Source organism: Halomonas sp. H2 (genome assembly GCF_050215315.1).
Lineage (GTDB): Bacteria > Pseudomonadota > Gammaproteobacteria > Pseudomonadales > Halomonadaceae > Vreelandella.
In genome coordinates, this window is record NZ_CP189760.1 from 3,232,303 (window position 1) to 3,249,784 (window position 17,482).

Sequence of the window (17,482 nt, forward strand, 5' to 3'; positions counted from 1 at the left end):
TATGAGCCAGTTATCACCGTGCCCCAACAAGATAGAGATCAACGAAGTCGCTCCCCGGGATGGCCTGCAGATTGAGGCGCGCTTTGTGCCCACGGAAGACAAAATCCGCTGGATCGACGCGCTTTCTACCACTGGCCTGCGCCGCATCGAAGCAACGTCGTTCACCTCCCCCAAAGCGATCCCCAACCTGCGCGATGCCGCCGACGTAGTGACCGGCATTCAGCGCCGGGATGGCGTCGATATCACCGTGCTAGTGCCCAACGTCAAGGGCACCGAGCGAGCGCTTGGCTGCCAAGTGGATGAGATCAATCTAGTCATGTCCGCCAGCGATAGCCACGGGCTGGCCAACCTACGCATGACGCCGGAACAGTCTCTTGAGCAGTTCGCGGCCATTTTGGACGCCAGTAAAGACAGTGGCGTGTTTATCAACGCCTCGCTTTCAACCGCGTTTGGTTGTCCGTTTGAAGGCGATGTCCCCGAAGCGCGGGTGCTGGCACTGGTTGAGAAGCTTATCGACCTTGGCATTCAGGGCGTCACACTCTGCGACACCACCGGCATGGCCAACCCTGCCCAGGTCAAACGCTTATGTGAAGCGGTGCTTGAGTGCTGGCCGCAAACACCCTTCACGCTGCACTTTCACGACACGCGTGGCATGGGGCTGGCTAATGCGCTGGCGGCGTGGCAGGCGGGCATTAGCCGTTTCGATGCCTCATTAGGCGGGCTGGGCGGCTGCCCCTTCGCCCCCGGCGCTAGTGGCAATGTATGCACCGAAGATTTGGTGCATATGTTTGAAGCCATGGGCGTCGATACCGGTGTCGACCTGGATGCGCTACTTGAGGTTGCCGCCACCCTCCCCGACCTTATCGGTCACGATGTGCCGGGGCAGGTGGTAAAAGCCGGGAAATCGACTCGGCGTTATGCGATGCCAACCCAGCGAACGACGTAATTTATATCTCGGTTTCTTCAAACGCACCCACATTTGCGCAGCCTCAGTTTTATTAACATCAGTATTTACTGAACAATGCCATCCTGATATCTTGAATGACAATCAGTTCAATTTAGATGAATTGATTTTGTTGAAACTGGCAAGCAGTTAAGCCAGCTTCTTTCTATCGGTTTAATTAGGACGATTATACCGCCATGGAACAAGCCAAGCTGGGCGATCAGGTTGCCTGCCCCTGTAACGGTGGCCCTCACCGCATTGTTAGTGCTGCCTCCACCACCTTTGTTGACGGCTTACCCGTCGCGCGCGTTGGCGACCACAGCTCCTGTGGTGCCAGTATCGTCACCGGCCTTGATTGGTACCCCATTGAAGGCGCCGCTGCAGCAATCCACGGTAGTAAAACCTCCTGCGGTGGGGTCGTTATTGCGGCCGCCACAGCTATCACCGGCCAGCCAAGGGGAGGCGCAAGCGCTTCATCACTTCCTGCCATTAAACCACCACGCTACAACCGCCGCGTTGTGTTTCGTGACGAATACGGCGCTCCTCTTGCTCATGAAACCTATCGACTAGTGCTAGAAGGTGGTGATACCAAAGAGGGACAGACCAACGCCCAAGGTGAAGCGGAGCTTATGGATTCAGACATTGCCGCCAAGGTGGTCGATATTCTGATTAGGAGTAACTGAAATGGCCGAGTGGCAACGTATCGCACAAACAGTCACCACCCCAGCCACGCTGGATGATCCTTTTATCGTCACTGTGCCTTGCTTACATAAAGACCAAGCACCTGAGATCGCTGAGTGGATTGTCGAGGAAATTCAGGTCAACGTAGAATCCGAAGACGGCCAGCGCATAAAACGACAGAATGCCTACAACGCTCAGGAGGCAATGGATCGCTGGCGACGGGAAGCCGAGTCGCTAAACAGTGCTCAGCGTCTTGCCCGTAACATGGCAAGGCCAAATTTTATGCAAATCGAACGGCATGCCCGCCGGGCTGCACTTGCTAGTTGGGCACGTCTCACGATGCCTGGAGGCGTGTGGGATCACAAACAATATTTTGACCCAGAGGTAGCCCCAGAAAGGGCTAGACAGTTTGCAACATTAGGGATAACGACTAGGCAATATCACCATAAATACCAAGGCTATGAGTATTTTTGGCTCTTCGACGTTGGGTGTGGAATTCGCCCCCTGAGCTGGGCCAGAATATGACCTCCACAGCGGCAGGAGGTATGACATGGACGGCACCCAGATTCTAACACTCGGCCTGGGCTTGGAAGCGCCCTGGATCCTCAAGAACCAGTACCTGGATACCGCCGTGTCGCCCCACCGCCTGAACCTCTATGTCGAGGCGGAGCGAGGCAGTTTCTATCCCTGCCCAGAATGTGGTAAGGCCTGCCAAGCTCATGACTTTGCCGACAAAACCTGGCGGCATCTGAACTTCTTTCAGCATCACTGTTACCTGCATGCTCGCGTGCCGCGCACGAAGTGTCCTGACCATGGCGTCAAGCGCATAGAGGTGCCCTGGGCCCGGCCGGGCAGCGACTTTACCCTGCTGTTCGAGCAAGCGGCCATGTCACTGGTCAAGGAGATGCCGGTACTGGCCGTCTCCCGCCAGTTGGAGATTTCCGACAAACGACTATGGCGCATCGTGCACCACTACGTTGGCCGCATGTTGGGGGAACTGGATCTGTCCAAGGTGGTGACGGTCGGCGTGGACGAAACCGCCTCCCGGCGCGGTCATCGCTATGTCACGGTGTTCCTCGACATGCAGCGCAAGCGGGAACCGGTTATCTTTGCCGTCCCAGGCTGCGGCAAGGATGCCATCCAGGCTTTCAGCGCCTTCCTGGCGGCCCATGGCGGCGACCCGAATAATGTGGTCGAGGTCGTCTGCGATATGTCGCCAGCCTTCCTTAGCGGCGTGACCGAGCACCTTCCCAAGGCCGAGGTAACGGTCGACTGGTTCCATATCGTACAGACCTTCACCAAGCGGCTGGACGAGGTACGCAAGAAAGAGCGCCGGGAGCAGGGGCCCCCCAAGTCGCTGCGCTGGGCCCTGCTGAAGAACCTGGATAACAAGAACCTGACACCCAAACAGCTTTCGGCGCTCCAGGAGTTGGTGGCCGATCAGAGCGCCACGGCCGATGCCTGGGTGATCAAGGAGAAGCTACGCTGGATCCAGAAGGCTCCAACGCCCAGAGCGGCTCGGTGGCGCATCACGAACTACCTCAAGGTCATGCAGGCGGCGGTGTCTGAAAAGTCACTGCTGAAGCCGATGGGGAAAGCCCTGGCGACGCTTGAGCGGCACGCCGACGCGGTGGTCAGACGCTGGCTCTCGGGACTGACGAACGCAAGACTGGAAGGAATGAATGGTCTGTTCCAAGCGGCTCGGTCACGGGCACGTGGCTACCGGAACGAGGCCAACTTTATCGCCATGATCTACCTGATTGGCAGCCCGGTGGGCCGCCTATTCGATCAGGCCAAATCCACGTGAAGTGACGAAGAACCATATTAGGAGACTGGTCAATTCCCGTATTGAAGCTTTGATAACAAACTCTCTTATAGTTTAACGACATAACACGCTATACTGAACGTTGGAATAGAATTCCTAGCCGTGATAACGGTGAGCAATAAGACCAATAACATAATTGCAGCTTAATGTTGGTTGTGACTACATGTGAGCAAATCACTGAATAGTCCCCTTCTAGTGTTCGTCATACTCAACATCAGAGACCACACGGGCGAAAAGTGGGAGCTAAAATTGCCTATATCAATGCAGCGCCAGACTAGGGCTCAAAGAATCGCATCTGACATAGCAAGCCAAATCACTGAAGGTATTTTACGCAAAGGAGATAAGCTTCCTTCTCTACGTGAACACATGCGTTTGCACGGCGACTCCAAGAACACCGTAATTACGGCCTATGATTACTTAGCAGCACAAGGCTTGGTGGAAGCACGCCAAGGGCGCGGTTTTTTTGTTTTGGCAACGCCTACACAAACAAATTGCGATACACAACCGCTCCCTTATACTCGCGCCCTCGACACTACTTGGATGATGCGCCAACAACTTGTACGCGAACCAGGGCACTCCCACCTGGGTGAAGGGTTCCCACCAGTCCACTGGCTTATGGATATGCGCCTGGATAAATTTCATCGTCAAGTTGTCCGTGGTGGCATTACCTCCCTATTCCGCTATGGCAACCGCTTCGGCAATGCCAGCTTACGAGAGCAATTGAGCAAAAAAATAGCCAGCTACGGCATTAACGCATTACCACAGCAGATTTTAACCACCTATGGTGCAAACCATGGAATGGATTTGATTATTCGGCGCTTTACCCAACCCGGTTCGACTGTACTAGTAGAAACTCCAGGCTATTACCCACTTTTCGGGAAGTTACAGCTCAGCGGTGTGCGCATGCTTCCTGTACGACGCGAAGAGGATGGTCCGAATATAGATGATTTAAATAGTTTACTGATTAAGGAGCGGCCGACGCTGTTTTTCATGCAGTCTGTTTGTCACAACCCGACTGGAACTGACATCTCGGAGCATAAAGCACGCCAGATATTAGCCCTAGCAGAACGCCACGATTTAATCGTAGTGGAAAACGACGCGATGGCTGACTTCAAACTTAGCTCAGCATCCAAGCTCTCAGCGCTAGATCAGCTTGGCAGAACGCTATACTTGGGAAGCTTCTCCAAGTCGGTATCAGCGGCGTTGCGGGTTGGTTTTATCGCCGGTAGCGAAAAACTAATCTCCGAGTTGGCAGATATAAAAATGTTACTCCATATCGCTGGGGCGGAATATGCCGAACGTACAGTAGATGTCATACTACGTGAAGGTAACTATCTTCGTCATCTTGCCAAGTTACAGGCTCGACTGCGCACAGCTACTGCTGTTGCGCTAAAAATTCTGGAAGAACTCGGGGCGGAAGTTTTCTGCAAGCCAGAACAAAGCTTATACCTTTGGGCTCGATTTCCTGGTATCGAAGATGCTAACCAGCTTACACGTCACTGTATGAAACAGGGAGTGATGCTAGCGCCCGGTGCTATTTTTTCGGTAGACCGGAATAATGTAGTTCCTTGGACGCGGTTAAATGTAGCCTATGTGGATGACCCAGCATTTCGTGCGAGCTTAAAATTCTGAACCCGTTTTTTATTAATCGTGTTTTAAAAGTTATCAACCATCATCAAACCAAAAATTTAAAAAAATATACCTTTTCTTCAAACAGAAAAGACCAATAAGACAACGGCCATATAAAACACTCAAGACAAGAGCCACTGTCTATTCAGACAGCAGCTCTCAGCATCAACATAACTTTACAAAAAATGCTTTCAGGTAGGACTCACGAGTTTTAAACAATGACAAGTCTTATGTTGACAAATCATCCTAACTTCTCAGGCAAGAAAAGTATTATCTCTGGAAAGCTCATCAAAAGAATTAACACTAGCACGTCCATTACAAGAAACCAGAAAACACCTTTAAAGATCGCACCAGTAGTTACTAAGTTTCCCACCACGCTTTTTATCACGAAGATATTCATACCTATGGGGGGAGTTACCATCCCTATCTCAAGTAGTTTGGTCAGCACTACGCCAAACCAGATTAGGCTAAGCCCTACGCTATCAACGATAGGTAACACAATAGGAAGAGTCAGCAACATGGCGCCGATCGGTTCTAAAAACATTCCTAATAATAGGTAGATAAGTATAATGATTAATAGAATAACAAATGTGCTGGCGCCAGCTTCAATCACCATCGTGGAAAGATAGTCACCAGCACCAGAGAGCGATAGAAAACGGGTAAGCAGGCTAGCCCCCATGGCAATGATAAGAATCGTACCCGTGGTGAGCAGGGTTTCCAGCACAGCACTACGCATACGAGCCCACGTTAAAGTGCGCTTACATAGTGCCACGACACATGCAAGAAAGGCACCAACAGCCCCAGCCTCTGTGGGAGTAAAAAGGCCGCTGAATAGGCCACCGAAAATGCCAAGCATGATCATCACTACCGGCCAGACCTCCCACAACGCATTCAAACGCTCTTGTGTTGAAGCCGTCTCTGTCGATGCCGGGGCTAACTCAGGGTTAAGCTTAACTCGCACAATTACAACGATAATGTAGCCCATCACTGTAAGTAGGCCAGCAGCAATACCACCAAGGAACAGTTTTGAGATCGGTTCCTGGGCAATAATGCCGTACAGAATCATGATGATCGAAGGAGGTAGCAGGGCGCCTACAGTACCTGCAATAGCTACTGTACTGGTGGCCAACCCTGGATTATAACGATGCTTGATCATTTCTGGTACAGCGACACGGCCCATGGCCGCCGAGCAAGCCACTGATGAACCGCATACAGCAGCGAAGCCAGTGGTGCCAAATATGGAAGCCACCGCCAGCCCTCCAGGAACTCGAGATAACCATAACCTAGCGGCACGAAACAGCCCTTGAGTCAGCTGGGCGTGGTAGCAAATATATCCAAGCAAGAGGAACATAGGTACTGAGCTAAGCACCCAGTTGGCGGAAAACTGATAAGGAATTAAACCAACAGACCCCCAAGCGATCCCCCATCCCATTAGGTACCAAAGTCCACTAAACGACACCCCAATCAATGCCAAGCCTACGGGAACACGCAGCGCTATTGTCATAAATAACACAACAAGGCCACAGAGCCCGATCTGTACATCACTCATGGGAGCCTCCTCTCTGCTCTTGCATATCAGGGTGTACATCCCATGCGATGGCTTGTTCTTCGTCGCTCGCCACTAGGCCGCTACGCGCACCGGTCAAATAAATGACAAACTTATACACCATCACAAGCACCATCATGCCCAGCCCTAAAGGCAACATGAAGTAGCCAGGCCATGTGATGATGGTAGTGCCTCCCTCTACGAGAGAGGCATTAATTTCAAACTTAATCATTGCTTCAGCCCAAGTCTTGATCGTCATTAATAACAACACTGCGGCGCTGAGCGGTAGCAACCAATGTGCTAAATGATACTGCACACGTAATGGCAGCCTCTCGGTGACTACTTCCACCGTTATATGGGCATTTAGCTTTTCTGCATAAGCAAGCGGCACAAAGGTAGCAATGATCATGTAGTAGTTAGCAACATAAGTAATCGTGCCAGGTAACGGCGCCGAAAATAGATATCGTAATATTACGTCTGCCGTGATATGCAGCATCATCAGCACGATGGCACAGCCACCGAGCAACGTAGTAACGTTCGTTAATCCAGAAAGCCAACGTCCGAGCCGGTACATAACAGTTCTCCTGAAGGTTGCCACAGCTCACTAAGATTCAAGTGAGCCGAACACTGGCGACAGCTACGGTGGTGGTTATACCGTCCTGTTTTTTGAGACACAGAGAAAGCTCAGCGACCACTCCATCCCACGAGGTCACCCTGCCTTCAGCTGTGAGCACCTCCCCGATATAGGCGGCCTGGCGATTGCTATAACGAAAAGCAGTCAGCTCTCCCTCTCCATCCAGCCACTCCTCAACCATTTGGGTCAGCCAATCCCCTTGAAGCGGACCATCAATAAGCAGTTGAGGGTGCCCCTCATGTTCCTGGGTATAGGGAAGATCGTAGTGAATACGGTGGGGGTTCCAGATCGCCGCGTTATAAAGGAAAAGCTGAACCGTATCTGCCTTGAAATCCTGGCGAGGCAGCGCGCCGCCTTCTCTAATTTTGAAAATAGGCATCGCTCTCATCTCGCAATACGTGTCAGATATTCTGTAACGACTGGCTCGCCGACACTGGTTTCAAAGCGGTTTTCGAATACCATGAAAATCAAAGGGCCTGAGCCACCCTGTTTTTCGTAGAGATCCGTTAGTTTTTGGGTGCAGACCAGTACGTCCCCCGCGTAGGCACGCCGATAGATTTGATAGTCACTACCTCCCGCCATAATACGCTTGAGCGGCAATTCAGGTATCAGCGAGCTATCCGGTTGGCGTCCATCAGGCAGCAGCTCACTTAAAGGAATAACCGGCATCATGGCGCTGAAAAGAAACAGCAAAGGGGCTTCATTACCCTCAAGATAACGACGTTGGCGCTGACCGGTGGCAACAGCATATTTCTTGATATCATTCCGAGTAACTTCGAACTCGAATGGCGCTAGCTCCGTGCCAATGAGTGCCCGGAGCTCATCTGTAAGAAGATTCATGACTTCCTCCTAATCGGGAGAGCTGGGCTCAATGCGCCCAGCTCTGGTCTCATAGACCGTGTTTTTCTACATCGACTTTGGAGAAAATCTCTTCCCAGTAGAGATCAGCCAGCTCCTGCTCAGTTTCCACGTCCTGCACCAAATCGGTCCACTTTTCCAGTAGCCCCTGGAAGTTCGCAATCATTTCCTCACCATTCTCGACACCATAACGCGTGCGGTAACCCTCAGCGATGTGCTGCATGTCGTCTCGGATAAACGCTTGAGTCTTGTCGATTAGAGCTTGATCAGCATGGTGGATCGCCACGCCTCTTTGCTCGGCCTCGGACAAAATACGATCTTCTTGCTGGTGATAAATCCAGGGAACCCCGGCAGAGAACACACTTGCTGCACGTAGCATTACTTCGCGCTGCTCCAGGCTTAAGCTTTTCCAGGTATCGGCATTGATATTAGTGCCAGCGATGGGCATTGGGCCGCCAGGTACGTCCATATTAATGTCGGTTACTACATCAGTGAGGCCGAAATTATGGATCTCTGGGGAGGCAAGTACGATACACGAAACCACGCCCTGGCCGAGTGCCTCAAACATCTCATTAGCCGACATAGTAACGGGAGATGCTCCCACCGACTCAGCCCAGCGTGACCAGTTGGAAGCACCTACACGCAGACGCATACCTTTTAGATCCGCTTCAGTTTCAACCGGTTCATTACAGACTAACCCGTAGGAAGTGCCGCCTGTGCTACCGGTATAGACTTGATTCTGAGCACTAAACTCTTGGCTACATTCTGGGCAATCAAAAAAAGTGAACTCAGATAGCGCGCCCATAAAGATCATGCCTTCCCGGCCTTGCGCTTTCTCACCCAGCAAACCGACCAACATAGACGCCTCAACGGCCATATTGCTGTGTGGATATTCTGATGGGAAGTAGGACGTCAAAACAAAGCCAATATCAGCCATACCATCACGTACGCCCCCAGACGTTTCTGCGAAATTCAGCAGAGACATAGGGAAAATGCGAACACTGAGCTCACTATCAGATAGAGCTTCGACTTCGTCTGCGTATTTTTTGGTCACGTCCACTACAGAAGAACTCGGCGGATGACCGATCGCATAGCGAAGTGTCCGTGCTTCAACGTTAGACGCTAGACCGCAAAACACAAGAGTTCCAGACATGATCAAGCTTGCCATGGATTTGATATTCATATTGTCACCTTGTTGGATTTGTTATTTGAAATTTCAGTATCAAAAAATCAAATTACCCCGTTCTCACGTAGTAATGAGATTTCCTTTTTAGAGCGGCCTAACCAGCCTTCGTACACGACTTCGTTAGATTCGCCCGACCTTGGCGCCTGTGCGCCTTTCTCGTTGGTACCTAAAGACATTTTTATTGGATTACCAAACACCTCGAAGCTTTTTCCTTTGTATTCCACCGGTATAATCATGTCGCGTTCACGCACGTGAGGATCTGCGACTACTTCATCAATCGTTTTGATGGGTGAAAGAGGAAACCGAGTGCCGGTCATTTCTTCAAGTTCAGCCTTGGTATGGCTAGCACACCAACGCTCCACCACGGGCCGTACCCGGCGCTCGTAGATGGCGTTATCAAAGCGCTTGGCCATGGTGTCAATCTCTGGATCCGTGATCAGCTCTTGGTCGCCGAACACTTGGCACGCTTCGCGCCAAAACTTATCGGTATAGGCACCAAAAAACACATGGCCGTCTTTGCACGCAAACCGCCCATAGGGCTTCACAAAGGGATGGCCATTTCCCTCGGGTACTGCGACCTTGCCGGTGGCTGTGTAGTTAACCAAGGCATTTTCTGTTAGCGATATAATGGAGTCCTGCTGGGAGATATCCACATGTTGACCGTATCCGGAACGCTCTGCCTCGCGCAGTGCGCCGAGCGTTCCTATGGCGCCATATAAGCCCGCACTGAGATCGCCCAACACGGTGCCTACTCTCATAGGTTCCTCAACCGTGCCATTAATAGACCAGAGCCCACCCGACGCTTGTGCGCTACTATCGAACGCAGGACGGGGAGCATTAGGCCCCTTTTGGCCGAATCCACTGATACTGGTCATGACAATGGCCGGATTAATATCACGAAGCGCTTTAAAGCTCAGCCCTAACTTCTCCATAGTTCCAGGACGAAAGTTTTCAATAACGATATGAGCCTTGCGCACCATATCTAGAAAAAGCTCATGCCCTTCATTGGCCTTAAGATCAAGGCTGATAGCCATCTTATTTCTATTGTATTGAGCGAAGAAGCCACTAATGGCTTCATCATTTGCATCTATGGCTGGTGGAAATTCCCGGGTGAGATCAGGATCTTTAGGATGCTCAATCTTAATAACCGTAGCGCCCATGTCTGCGAGCATCATGGTGCAATAGGGGCCGGCGACCACACGGGTAAGATCAAGGATAATGACTCCTTTAAGAGCCCCTTTCGCCGCTAACGGCATACCGGTTGTTTCGGTCATTTGTCCTCCAGTTTTGTTATCGTATTATTCTGCTGGCTGCAAGCGTTAACACGCTTTGCCCTCCAGGCCCGTGCTACACGGGAGGCCGTTTCGCGGCCCAGATATTGATCCGCGAAATCACCTGCGCTGATCACGCTTTCCAGATCAATACCGGTAGCCAAACCCATACCTTCAAATAGATAAACCAAATCCTCAGTGGCGACATTTCCCGTGGCCCCTGGGGAGTAGGGGCAGCCGCCCAAGCCGGAGGCCGAGCTATCGAAGACCCGAACGCCTGCTTCGAGCGCAGCCAAACAGTTAGCCACTGCCATTCCCCAGGTATCGTGAAAATGGGCAGCGAGATGTTCAACAGGCATCTCCATGGCACAGGCAGAAACAAGGTTTCGCACCCCCCTGGGCACACCAGCTCCTATGGTATCGCCGAGACTTACTTCGTAGCAGCCCATGTGATAGAGCCGTTTCGCCACCCGAACCACATCGACAATAGGTACCGTTCCATCAAAGGGACACCCCAAAACACACGATACATATCCCCGCACATTGATTCCGTTTTCCTTTGCCGCAGCCATCACCGGTTCGAAGCGGTCAAGGCTCTCATTAATGGAACAGTTAATGTTGCGTCGGTTAAACGCCTCCGAAGCGGCAGTAAAAATGGCGACTTCGCGACAACCATTTTCAATCGCCCTCGCCATGCCATGCTCATTAGGAACCAAAACGCTATAAGTCACACCGTCGCGAATGGGTAAGGCCTTCAGTACCGCGTCAGTCTCTGCCATTTGCGGTACCCAGCGCGGTGACACAAATGCACCCGCTTCAATATGGCGTAAGCCAGCATCTGCCAGCTTCTGGATAAACGCAGCTCGGATATTAGGAGGCAGTATTTGGGCCTCATTCTGCAGTCCATCACGGGCTCCAACTTCCATGAGGCGTACGGCTGGGTGACACATTATTTACGCAATTCGTTGAGTAGCGCTTCGGCTCGATCAGAGCGCACATCATTATCCAGAACCATCTGGCGCACCAGCTGATCCACCTCCTCACCCCGAGCACCCGCAGACAATGCAATATTCCGCGCATGCAAGGCCATGTGCCCGCGCTGAATACCTTCAGTGGCAAGCGCACGTAAAGCGCCAAGATTCTGCGCTAGCCCAACGGCTACCGCAATTTCAGCCAGCTCCTGTGAACTCTTAACACCTAGAATCTTCAATGCCAGCCTGGCTAGTGGGTGCGTTTTGGTCGCACCACCTACCAGGCCTACAGGCATCGGCATCTCTATCGTCCCGACCAAGTGGTCTTTCCGATCTTTTTCCCACGTGGTCAGCGAACCATAGTGACCGTTGCGGCATGCATAGGCATGCGCGCCCGCCTCTACTGCCCGCCAGTCGTTACCGGTGGCAACAATCAACGGGTCAATACCGTTCATAATACCTTTGTTATGTGTGGCCGCTCGGTAGGGATCAATCGCCGCGAATGTATAGGCGTCAATAATACGGTCTATAACGTCTGTACCCGTAAACTCACTCGTCTCAAAGTACTCCGGAGCGATGCGCACTTGCGCCCGCGCCAGACGTAAATCAGCTAAGTTAGATAAAATTCGAAGCCGCACCGTGCCGCCGGTTACTTCTTCAATCAAGGGAGCAACCGCCTCGGCCATGGTATTAACAGTGTTAGCTCCCATGGCGTCGCGCACATCCACTACCAAGTGAACCACCACCATGGGGCCTCTAGGACTTTCCATAAAGGTGTGCACTTCTAAATCACGACAACCGCCCCCAAGTTTGTTAAGTAGTTGATCCTTAGTGTTGGCCAGATCGATCAGCCGATGCTTATTACGCAGCAAGCTCAGCCGCGCATTGGCGGGATCGCCGAGTCCGACGATTTGAATTTGTGCACGCATTAATGGAGCGCTACTAGAAGTTAGAAAGCCGCCACCAGGGCGCGCCAGCTTTGCCATATAGGAGGCAGCGGCAACCACGGAGGGCTCTTCCACCACCATTGGCACGAGTACATCACGGCCATTGATCATAAAGTTACTTGCTAAGCCAAGGGGCAGCTCAAACTTACCAAGCACGTTCTCAATCATGCCATCAGCAATCTCGATTGAAAGCGCGCCGTCATTACGAAGCAGAGCTACTTCCTCTACATCCAGATCAATATGCCGAGACAGAACATCAATACGCTCTGACGGTGAAAGGTTGCGAAAGCCAGGAAGTTGGGAACTGTTGCTCACTGTATCCCCCTTTTGGGATGTGTTGTTATTAGAAGCGCTAACTTTCGCGCTTATACTGGCTTATAACATATCCGTACCTGTACCCATAAAAAAGGTACAGTTACGACGGACAGAAGCAATGAAGGAAACGATAATTAATGGGTGATAGCCCTCTGCTCTGTCTCGGGATATGAATTATCAGTGCATCCGGCTAATTGATTATTCGAGAGGGAGGCAAAGAAAGAAAACTCTTCGCATACACTAATGAGAGTTTTGAATATGAATAGTTATGCAGAATGCTAAGCAGAGGAATAGGTAGCTGTATGACGCCAAAGTCGCTAGGTGATTTTCTGCTTGACACAACTGCTGTCATCACCCATCCATGTAAGTGTCACGCAATTGCAACACCTTCAACACAAGCTGGATCAATAACAACCAACAGCCGGTGATGTGTGTGCTATGCCAAACCAATCGCGAATCCGCCTGGAACGCGTCACTAAACGTTGGGACGCGACGACCGCTGTCGATGAAATCTCCTTCGACGTCACGCCTGGGCAATTTGTCATTCTGCTGGGGCCGTCAGGCTGCGGGAAATCCACCACGCTGCGTATGATCGCGGGCTTGGAAGAAGCCAGCGAAGGACGTATTCATATCGGCGAGCGCGATGTCACACGCCTGCCGCCGGGGGATCGTGGGCTGAGCATGGTGTTTCAGTCCTACGCACTGTTTCCGCATTTAAGCGTTGCCGACAATATCGTGTTTGGCCTGCGCAGCCGCAAAGTACCCAAAGATGAGCAGCGCCAGCGGCTAGCCAAAGTCGCTGAACTGGTTGATTTAACCGACTACCTGAACCGCAAACCTGCGCAACTTTCCGGCGGCCAGCGCCAGCGGGTGGCGCTGGCCCGCTCGGTGATCTCCGAACACCCGATCTGCTTGATGGACGAGCCGCTTTCCAACCTGGACGCCCGGCTGCGCAGCGATATGCGCCGGGAAATCAAGGCGCTACAAAGCCGCCTGAATATGACGGTGATTTACGTGACCCACGATCAGGTCGAGGCCATGAGCATGGGTGATCGTGTCATTCTGATGCAGCACGGCAAAATTGTGCAGGACGGCACCCCAGACGAGCTTTATAACCGCCCCGCTAGTGCTTTTGCCGCCAGTTTTATCGGCAGCCCCGCCATGAACCTGCTACCACTAGTAGCCGGTGAGAATGGCGCCGTTATCGAAGGCGAACCAAGTACCCCCGTAGCCCCCCTGGACGCTACTGGTGGACACTTGGGCATCCGCCCGGAAGATATCGAGCTGCGAATCGCACCAGGTTCCGGCGTACCCGCTAACGTATTAAGTGAGGAGTATCTGGGCGCAGACACCATTGCTTATGTCGCAGTGGGATCGCACACCCTACGCGTGCGGCTTAGCGGCAAGCAGGCACTGACAGGTCAGCCATGTAGCCTCTATTGGACTTCCCAGAATACACATCTTTTCGATGCCGACGGCCTGCGGCGGGATGACCTGACGCCGGCCCCATTTCCCAACTCATCTCGAAGCGTTCCTCGTCCACCGGCGGTGGGCTCTTTCCAACACTGACAGCAGCATTGACACTTGCGGAGTCTCTTATGCGTTTGCGTACCCCTTTTGCAATGACCGCCCTGGCAGCGGGCTTGTTAAGCGCCGCCCAGGTAAACGCGGATAGCGTCGATCTGACCATGTACTACCCGGTCGCGGTGGGCGGTGCACTCACCGGCGTCGTTGATAACCTGGTGGAAGAGTTTGAAAGCGAATACCCCGATATCAATGTGGAAGCGATCTACGCCGGTAACTACGACGACACCCGCGTGCGCGCCATGTCGGCGATGGAAGCGGGCGACACACCCCAGCTGTCGGTGATGTTCTCCATCGATCTATACGAGCTGATTGAGCAGAACGCCATCGTCGCCTTTGACGACCTGGTCGAAAGCGACGAAGAGCGCGAATGGCTCGATGGCTTCTACCCTGGCCTGATGGAAAACGGCCAGCTAGATGGCAAAACCTACGGCATCCCCTTCCAGCGCTCCACCATCGTGCTGTTCTGGAACAAAGACGCCATTGAAGCCGCCGGCCTAGACCCCGAAACGCCCCCGGAAAACTGGGAGCAGATGGCCGAGATGGCGGCGACCGTGCGCGAAGCCTCCAATGGCGAGCAGTGGGGCGTGATGGTGCCGTCGACGGGCTACCCCTACTGGATGTTCCAAGCCTTTGCCTTTCAGAACGGCCACCGACTAATGAGCGAAGATGGTACAGAGGTCTACTTTGACGACCCTGCAGCGGTTGAAGCGCTGGAATACTGGGTATCGCTTGCCAGCGAGCACAATGCCATGCCCGACGGCACCATTGAGTGGGGCACCCTGCGCCAGAACTTCCTTGAAGAGTCCACGGCGATGATGTGGCACACCACGGGCAACCTAACCGCCGTACGTAGCGAAGCCGATTTTGATTTTGGCGTCGCCATGCTGCCGATGAAAACCCAGCGCGGTAGCCCCACCGGCGGCGGCAACTTCTACATTTTTGAAGACGCCACTGAAGAAGAACAGCGCGCGGCGATGACCTTCATTCGCTGGATGACCGCCCCCGAGCGCGCCGCTGCCTGGTCGATTGAGACCGGCTATATGGGCGTTAGCCCCGCCGCTTACGAAACTGACGCGCTACAACGCTATGTGGATGAGTTCGCACCCGCTGCGGTCGCCCGCGATCAGCTTGAACACGGCACGGCGGAACTCTCCAGCTACCAGGGTGGCCGCATTCGCCGCGCCTTGGATAACGCCGTGCAAGCGGCACTGACCGGGCAAATGACACCGCAAGAAGCGCTTAGCCAAGCGCAGCAAGAGGCCGACAGCGTGCTGCGCCGCTACGCCCGATAATCGTTAGATATTTCACTGTTCGCCGGGGCATGCCCCGGCTTTTCCAACTTGCGGTACGTCTCTATGCCATTCACCAACCACCGCAAAATGCAGCTCTATGGCGCGCTTCTGCTGCTACCCGCTGCGCTACTGCTGACGACTTTTGCTTATTTACCGACCGTGGCAACGGTCATTAACAGCCTGTTTTTACCTGGCTTTCGCGGCGCACCCACGGAGTTCGTAGGCCTTGAAAATTATCAGGTATTGTTCGATGACCCGACGTTTTGGAAAGTAGCTCGTAACAACTTAATCTATGCTGTCGGTACGATTCCTACGTCTATCGCGCTGGCCTTGGGTATGGCGCTGTTCGTCAACAGAAAGCTGCGCGGGCGGGGCTTTGTGCGCATGGCCTACTTTACGCCGACGATTCTACCCATGATCGCCGCGGCCAATATCTGGATGTTTTTCTACGCGCCGCAGATTGGCCTATTCAATAAACTGCTCGGCATGCTGGGCTTTTCCGGGGTGAACTGGCTGGGCGATCCAAGCGTTGCGTTAAGCTCGGTGATCGTGATGTCGGTGTGGAAAGAAGCCGGCTTTTTTATGATCTTCTACTTGGCGGCGCTACAGGGTATGCCACCCGAGTTAAAAGAGGCAGCTGACTTAGAAGGCACTAGCCGCTGGAGCTTCTTTTGGCGCGTCACCTTTCCGCTACTCATGCCCACCACGCTGTTTGTGCTAATCAATGCGCTGATTAATTCGGTGCGGGTCGTGGATCACCTGTTTATCTTGACCAAGGGCGGGCCCAATAACGCCACCAACCTGCTGCTCTACTATGTTTACGAGAATGCGTTCTCATTCTTTGACCACACCACGGCAGCCACCATTACGGTGGTTATTCTGCTGGTGCTTGCGGTAGTGGCCACGCTTAAGTTCACGATTTTAGATCGCAGGACGCACTATCAATGAATACGACCACTACCTATGCGCCCCGCTCCCGTTTCTTCTCAATCCCAGCGCTGGAAACAGTGGCCGCGTGGCTACTGGCCATTATTTGGATTTTTCCGCTGCTGTATGCCTTTTGGGCCGCCTTCCACCCCAGCGAGTTTATGGTGAACTTTGAGTTCTTCGCCCCGCTGACGCTAGAGAACTTCACTAACGCTTGGTCTCAAGCGCCCTTTGCACGCTATTACTTGAACACCTTTGCGCTGGTAACAGGGGTGGTGATCGGTCAGTTTGTGGTCTGTACCCTGGCGGCGTTTGCCTTTGCGCGCTTTCCGATTCCCGGTAAGAACGTTTTATTTATGCTGGTGCTGATTCAGCTCTTTGTGTTCCCCGAAGTGCTGATTGTCGAGAACTACCGCATCGCAAGCGAGCTGGGGCTGATCAACACCATCACCGGGATTGGCTTACCTTACGTGGCCAGCGCCTTAGGTATTTTTCTGCTCCGCCAAACCTTTAAAACCATCCCAAGGGAGCTGGAAGACGCCGCCCGCATCGAAGGCTGCAACTGGCTGGAAATTTTGTGGAAGGTTTACGTACCACTAGCCAAGCCCACCTACCTTGCTTACGGGCTGGTCTCGATTAGCCACCACTGGAACAACTTTATCTGGCCGCTGGTGGTTACCAACTCGGTAGAGAGCCGCCCATTAACCGTAGGGCTGGGGGTCTTCTCCGCGCCTGAAACCGGGGTTAACTGGGCGACCGTTAGCGCCGCGACACTGCTCAGCATCGCGCCGCTGTTGATTGCTTTTCTGCTCTTTCAGCGCCAGTTTGTGCAGTCGTTTTTGCGCGCCGGAATTCGCTAACTGAAAGCCT

General features: G+C 52.9%; 17 protein-coding genes. 9 read left to right on the forward strand and 8 right to left on the reverse strand.

Going from position 1 to position 17,482, the window contains the following annotated elements; translation table 11 throughout:
- Position 1: 1 nt before the first annotated feature.
- From ACQE2I_RS15020 to ACQE2I_RS15040, 5 genes are all read left to right on the forward strand, one after another.
- On the forward strand, positions 2-946 hold the full coding sequence (locus ACQE2I_RS15020) for a hydroxymethylglutaryl-CoA lyase (RefSeq protein WP_427028856.1): 945 nt from the start codon (positions 2-4) through the stop codon (positions 944-946).
- Positions 947-1,140: 194 nt separating this feature from the next.
- Complete coding sequence (locus tag ACQE2I_RS15025; RefSeq protein ID WP_427028857.1) at positions 1,141-1,626, forward strand: PAAR domain-containing protein; 486 nt, start codon at positions 1,141-1,143, stop codon at positions 1,624-1,626.
- A 1-nt stretch (position 1,627) separates the two neighbouring features.
- On the forward strand, positions 1,628-2,149 hold the full coding sequence (locus ACQE2I_RS15030; RefSeq protein WP_427028858.1) for a hypothetical protein: 522 nt from the start codon (positions 1,628-1,630) through the stop codon (positions 2,147-2,149).
- 25 nt (positions 2,150-2,174) lie between these two features.
- On the forward strand, positions 2,175-3,431 hold the full coding sequence (locus ACQE2I_RS15035) for an ISL3 family transposase (protein WP_427028859.1): 1,257 nt from the start codon (positions 2,175-2,177) through the stop codon (positions 3,429-3,431).
- A gap of 267 nt (positions 3,432-3,698) precedes the next feature.
- The gene (locus ACQE2I_RS15040) at positions 3,699-5,081 is read left to right on the forward strand and encodes a PLP-dependent aminotransferase family protein (protein WP_427028860.1); all 1,383 of its coding nucleotides are present in this window, start codon (positions 3,699-3,701) and stop codon (positions 5,079-5,081) included.
- A gap of 238 nt (positions 5,082-5,319) precedes the next feature.
- Here ACQE2I_RS15040 and ACQE2I_RS15045 read toward each other — a convergent pair whose 3' ends face one another.
- From ACQE2I_RS15045 to ACQE2I_RS15080, 8 genes are read right to left on the reverse strand one after another with little or no spacing between them, the layout of a single operon-like run.
- Positions 5,320-6,627 carry a TRAP transporter large permease gene (locus ACQE2I_RS15045; protein WP_427028861.1) on the reverse strand — a complete coding sequence of 436 codons (1,308 nt, stop codon included), beginning with the start codon at positions 6,625-6,627 and terminating at the stop codon, positions 5,320-5,322.
- Complete coding sequence (locus ACQE2I_RS15050; protein WP_427028863.1) at positions 6,620-7,198, reverse strand: TRAP transporter small permease; 579 nt, start codon at positions 7,196-7,198, stop codon at positions 6,620-6,622. Before ACQE2I_RS15050 ends, ACQE2I_RS15045 begins: the two co-directional genes overlap by 8 nt.
- 37 nt (positions 7,199-7,235) lie before the next feature.
- Positions 7,236-7,637 (reverse strand): hypothetical protein, encoded by a 402-nt coding sequence (locus ACQE2I_RS15055; RefSeq protein ID WP_427028864.1) that lies wholly within the window; start codon positions 7,635-7,637, stop codon positions 7,236-7,238.
- 5 nt (positions 7,638-7,642) lie between these two features.
- Positions 7,643-8,098: an FAS1-like dehydratase domain-containing protein gene (locus ACQE2I_RS15060; RefSeq protein WP_427028865.1), complete on the reverse strand. Its 456-nt coding sequence runs from the start codon at positions 8,096-8,098 to the stop codon at positions 7,643-7,645.
- A 49-nt stretch (positions 8,099-8,147) separates the two neighbouring features.
- A complete protein-coding gene (locus ACQE2I_RS15065; protein ID WP_427028866.1) occupies positions 8,148-9,299 on the reverse strand; it encodes a C4-dicarboxylate TRAP transporter substrate-binding protein in 1,152 nt (383 codons plus the stop codon).
- 47 nt (positions 9,300-9,346) lie between these two features.
- Entirely contained in the window at positions 9,347-10,576 is a 1,230-nt protein-coding gene (locus tag ACQE2I_RS15070) for a CaiB/BaiF CoA transferase family protein (protein ID WP_427028867.1), read from the reverse strand.
- Positions 10,573-11,499 (reverse strand): hydroxymethylglutaryl-CoA lyase, encoded by a 927-nt coding sequence (locus ACQE2I_RS15075; protein WP_427028868.1) that lies wholly within the window; start codon positions 11,497-11,499, stop codon positions 10,573-10,575. Before ACQE2I_RS15075 ends, ACQE2I_RS15070 begins: the two co-directional genes overlap by 4 nt.
- Before the next feature lie 23 nt (positions 11,500-11,522).
- Positions 11,523-12,806 (reverse strand): hydroxymethylglutaryl-CoA reductase, degradative, encoded by a 1,284-nt coding sequence (locus ACQE2I_RS15080; protein ID WP_427028869.1) that lies wholly within the window; start codon positions 12,804-12,806, stop codon positions 11,523-11,525.
- Between the two features lie 438 nt (positions 12,807-13,244).
- Between ACQE2I_RS15080 and ACQE2I_RS15085 the strand changes: the two genes are divergently transcribed.
- The 4 genes from ACQE2I_RS15085 (at position 13,245) to ACQE2I_RS15100 (ending at position 17,472) form a co-directional block, all read left to right on the forward strand.
- Positions 13,245-14,375 carry an ABC transporter ATP-binding protein gene (locus ACQE2I_RS15085; RefSeq protein WP_427028870.1) on the forward strand — a complete coding sequence of 377 codons (1,131 nt, stop codon included), beginning with the start codon at positions 13,245-13,247 and terminating at the stop codon, positions 14,373-14,375.
- Positions 14,376-14,404: 29 nt separating this feature from the next.
- Positions 14,405-15,685 (forward strand): ABC transporter substrate-binding protein, encoded by a 1,281-nt coding sequence (locus ACQE2I_RS15090; RefSeq protein WP_427028871.1) that lies wholly within the window; start codon positions 14,405-14,407, stop codon positions 15,683-15,685.
- A 63-nt stretch (positions 15,686-15,748) separates the two neighbouring features.
- Positions 15,749-16,633: a carbohydrate ABC transporter permease gene (locus ACQE2I_RS15095; RefSeq protein ID WP_427028872.1), complete on the forward strand. Its 885-nt coding sequence runs from the start codon at positions 15,749-15,751 to the stop codon at positions 16,631-16,633.
- Entirely contained in the window at positions 16,630-17,472 is an 843-nt protein-coding gene (locus ACQE2I_RS15100) for a carbohydrate ABC transporter permease (protein WP_427028873.1), read from the forward strand. The genes ACQE2I_RS15095 and ACQE2I_RS15100 overlap by 4 nt, the downstream gene beginning before the upstream one ends.
- Positions 17,473-17,482: the final 10 nt, after the last annotated feature.

Coding starts and splice junctions, on each gene's coding strand:
- ACQE2I_RS15020 (WP_427028856.1), top strand. CDS start 2: ATGAGCCAGTTATCACCGTGCCCCAACAAGATAGAGATCAACGAAGTC.
- ACQE2I_RS15025 (WP_427028857.1), top strand. CDS start 1,141: ATGGAACAAGCCAAGCTGGGCGATCAGGTTGCCTGCCCCTGTAACGGT.
- ACQE2I_RS15030 (WP_427028858.1), top strand. CDS start 1,628: ATGGCCGAGTGGCAACGTATCGCACAAACAGTCACCACCCCAGCCACG.
- ACQE2I_RS15035 (WP_427028859.1), top strand. CDS start 2,175: ATGGACGGCACCCAGATTCTAACACTCGGCCTGGGCTTGGAAGCGCCC.
- ACQE2I_RS15045 (WP_427028861.1), bottom strand. CDS start 6,627: ATGAGTGATGTACAGATCGGGCTCTGTGGCCTTGTTGTGTTATTTATG.
- ACQE2I_RS15050 (WP_427028863.1), bottom strand. CDS start 7,198: ATGTACCGGCTCGGACGTTGGCTTTCTGGATTAACGAACGTTACTACG.
- ACQE2I_RS15055 (WP_427028864.1), bottom strand. CDS start 7,637: ATGCCTATTTTCAAAATTAGAGAAGGCGGCGCGCTGCCTCGCCAGGAT.
- ACQE2I_RS15060 (WP_427028865.1), bottom strand. CDS start 8,098: ATGAATCTTCTTACAGATGAGCTCCGGGCACTCATTGGCACGGAGCTA.
- ACQE2I_RS15065 (WP_427028866.1), bottom strand. CDS start 9,299: ATGAATATCAAATCCATGGCAAGCTTGATCATGTCTGGAACTCTTGTG.
- ACQE2I_RS15070 (WP_427028867.1), bottom strand. CDS start 10,576: ATGACCGAAACAACCGGTATGCCGTTAGCGGCGAAAGGGGCTCTTAAA.
- ACQE2I_RS15075 (WP_427028868.1), bottom strand. CDS start 11,499: ATGGAAGTTGGAGCCCGTGATGGACTGCAGAATGAGGCCCAAATACTG.
- ACQE2I_RS15085 (WP_427028870.1), top strand. CDS start 13,245: ATGCCAAACCAATCGCGAATCCGCCTGGAACGCGTCACTAAACGTTGG.
- ACQE2I_RS15090 (WP_427028871.1), top strand. CDS start 14,405: ATGCGTTTGCGTACCCCTTTTGCAATGACCGCCCTGGCAGCGGGCTTG.
- ACQE2I_RS15095 (WP_427028872.1), top strand. CDS start 15,749: ATGCCATTCACCAACCACCGCAAAATGCAGCTCTATGGCGCGCTTCTG.
- ACQE2I_RS15100 (WP_427028873.1), top strand. CDS start 16,630: ATGAATACGACCACTACCTATGCGCCCCGCTCCCGTTTCTTCTCAATC.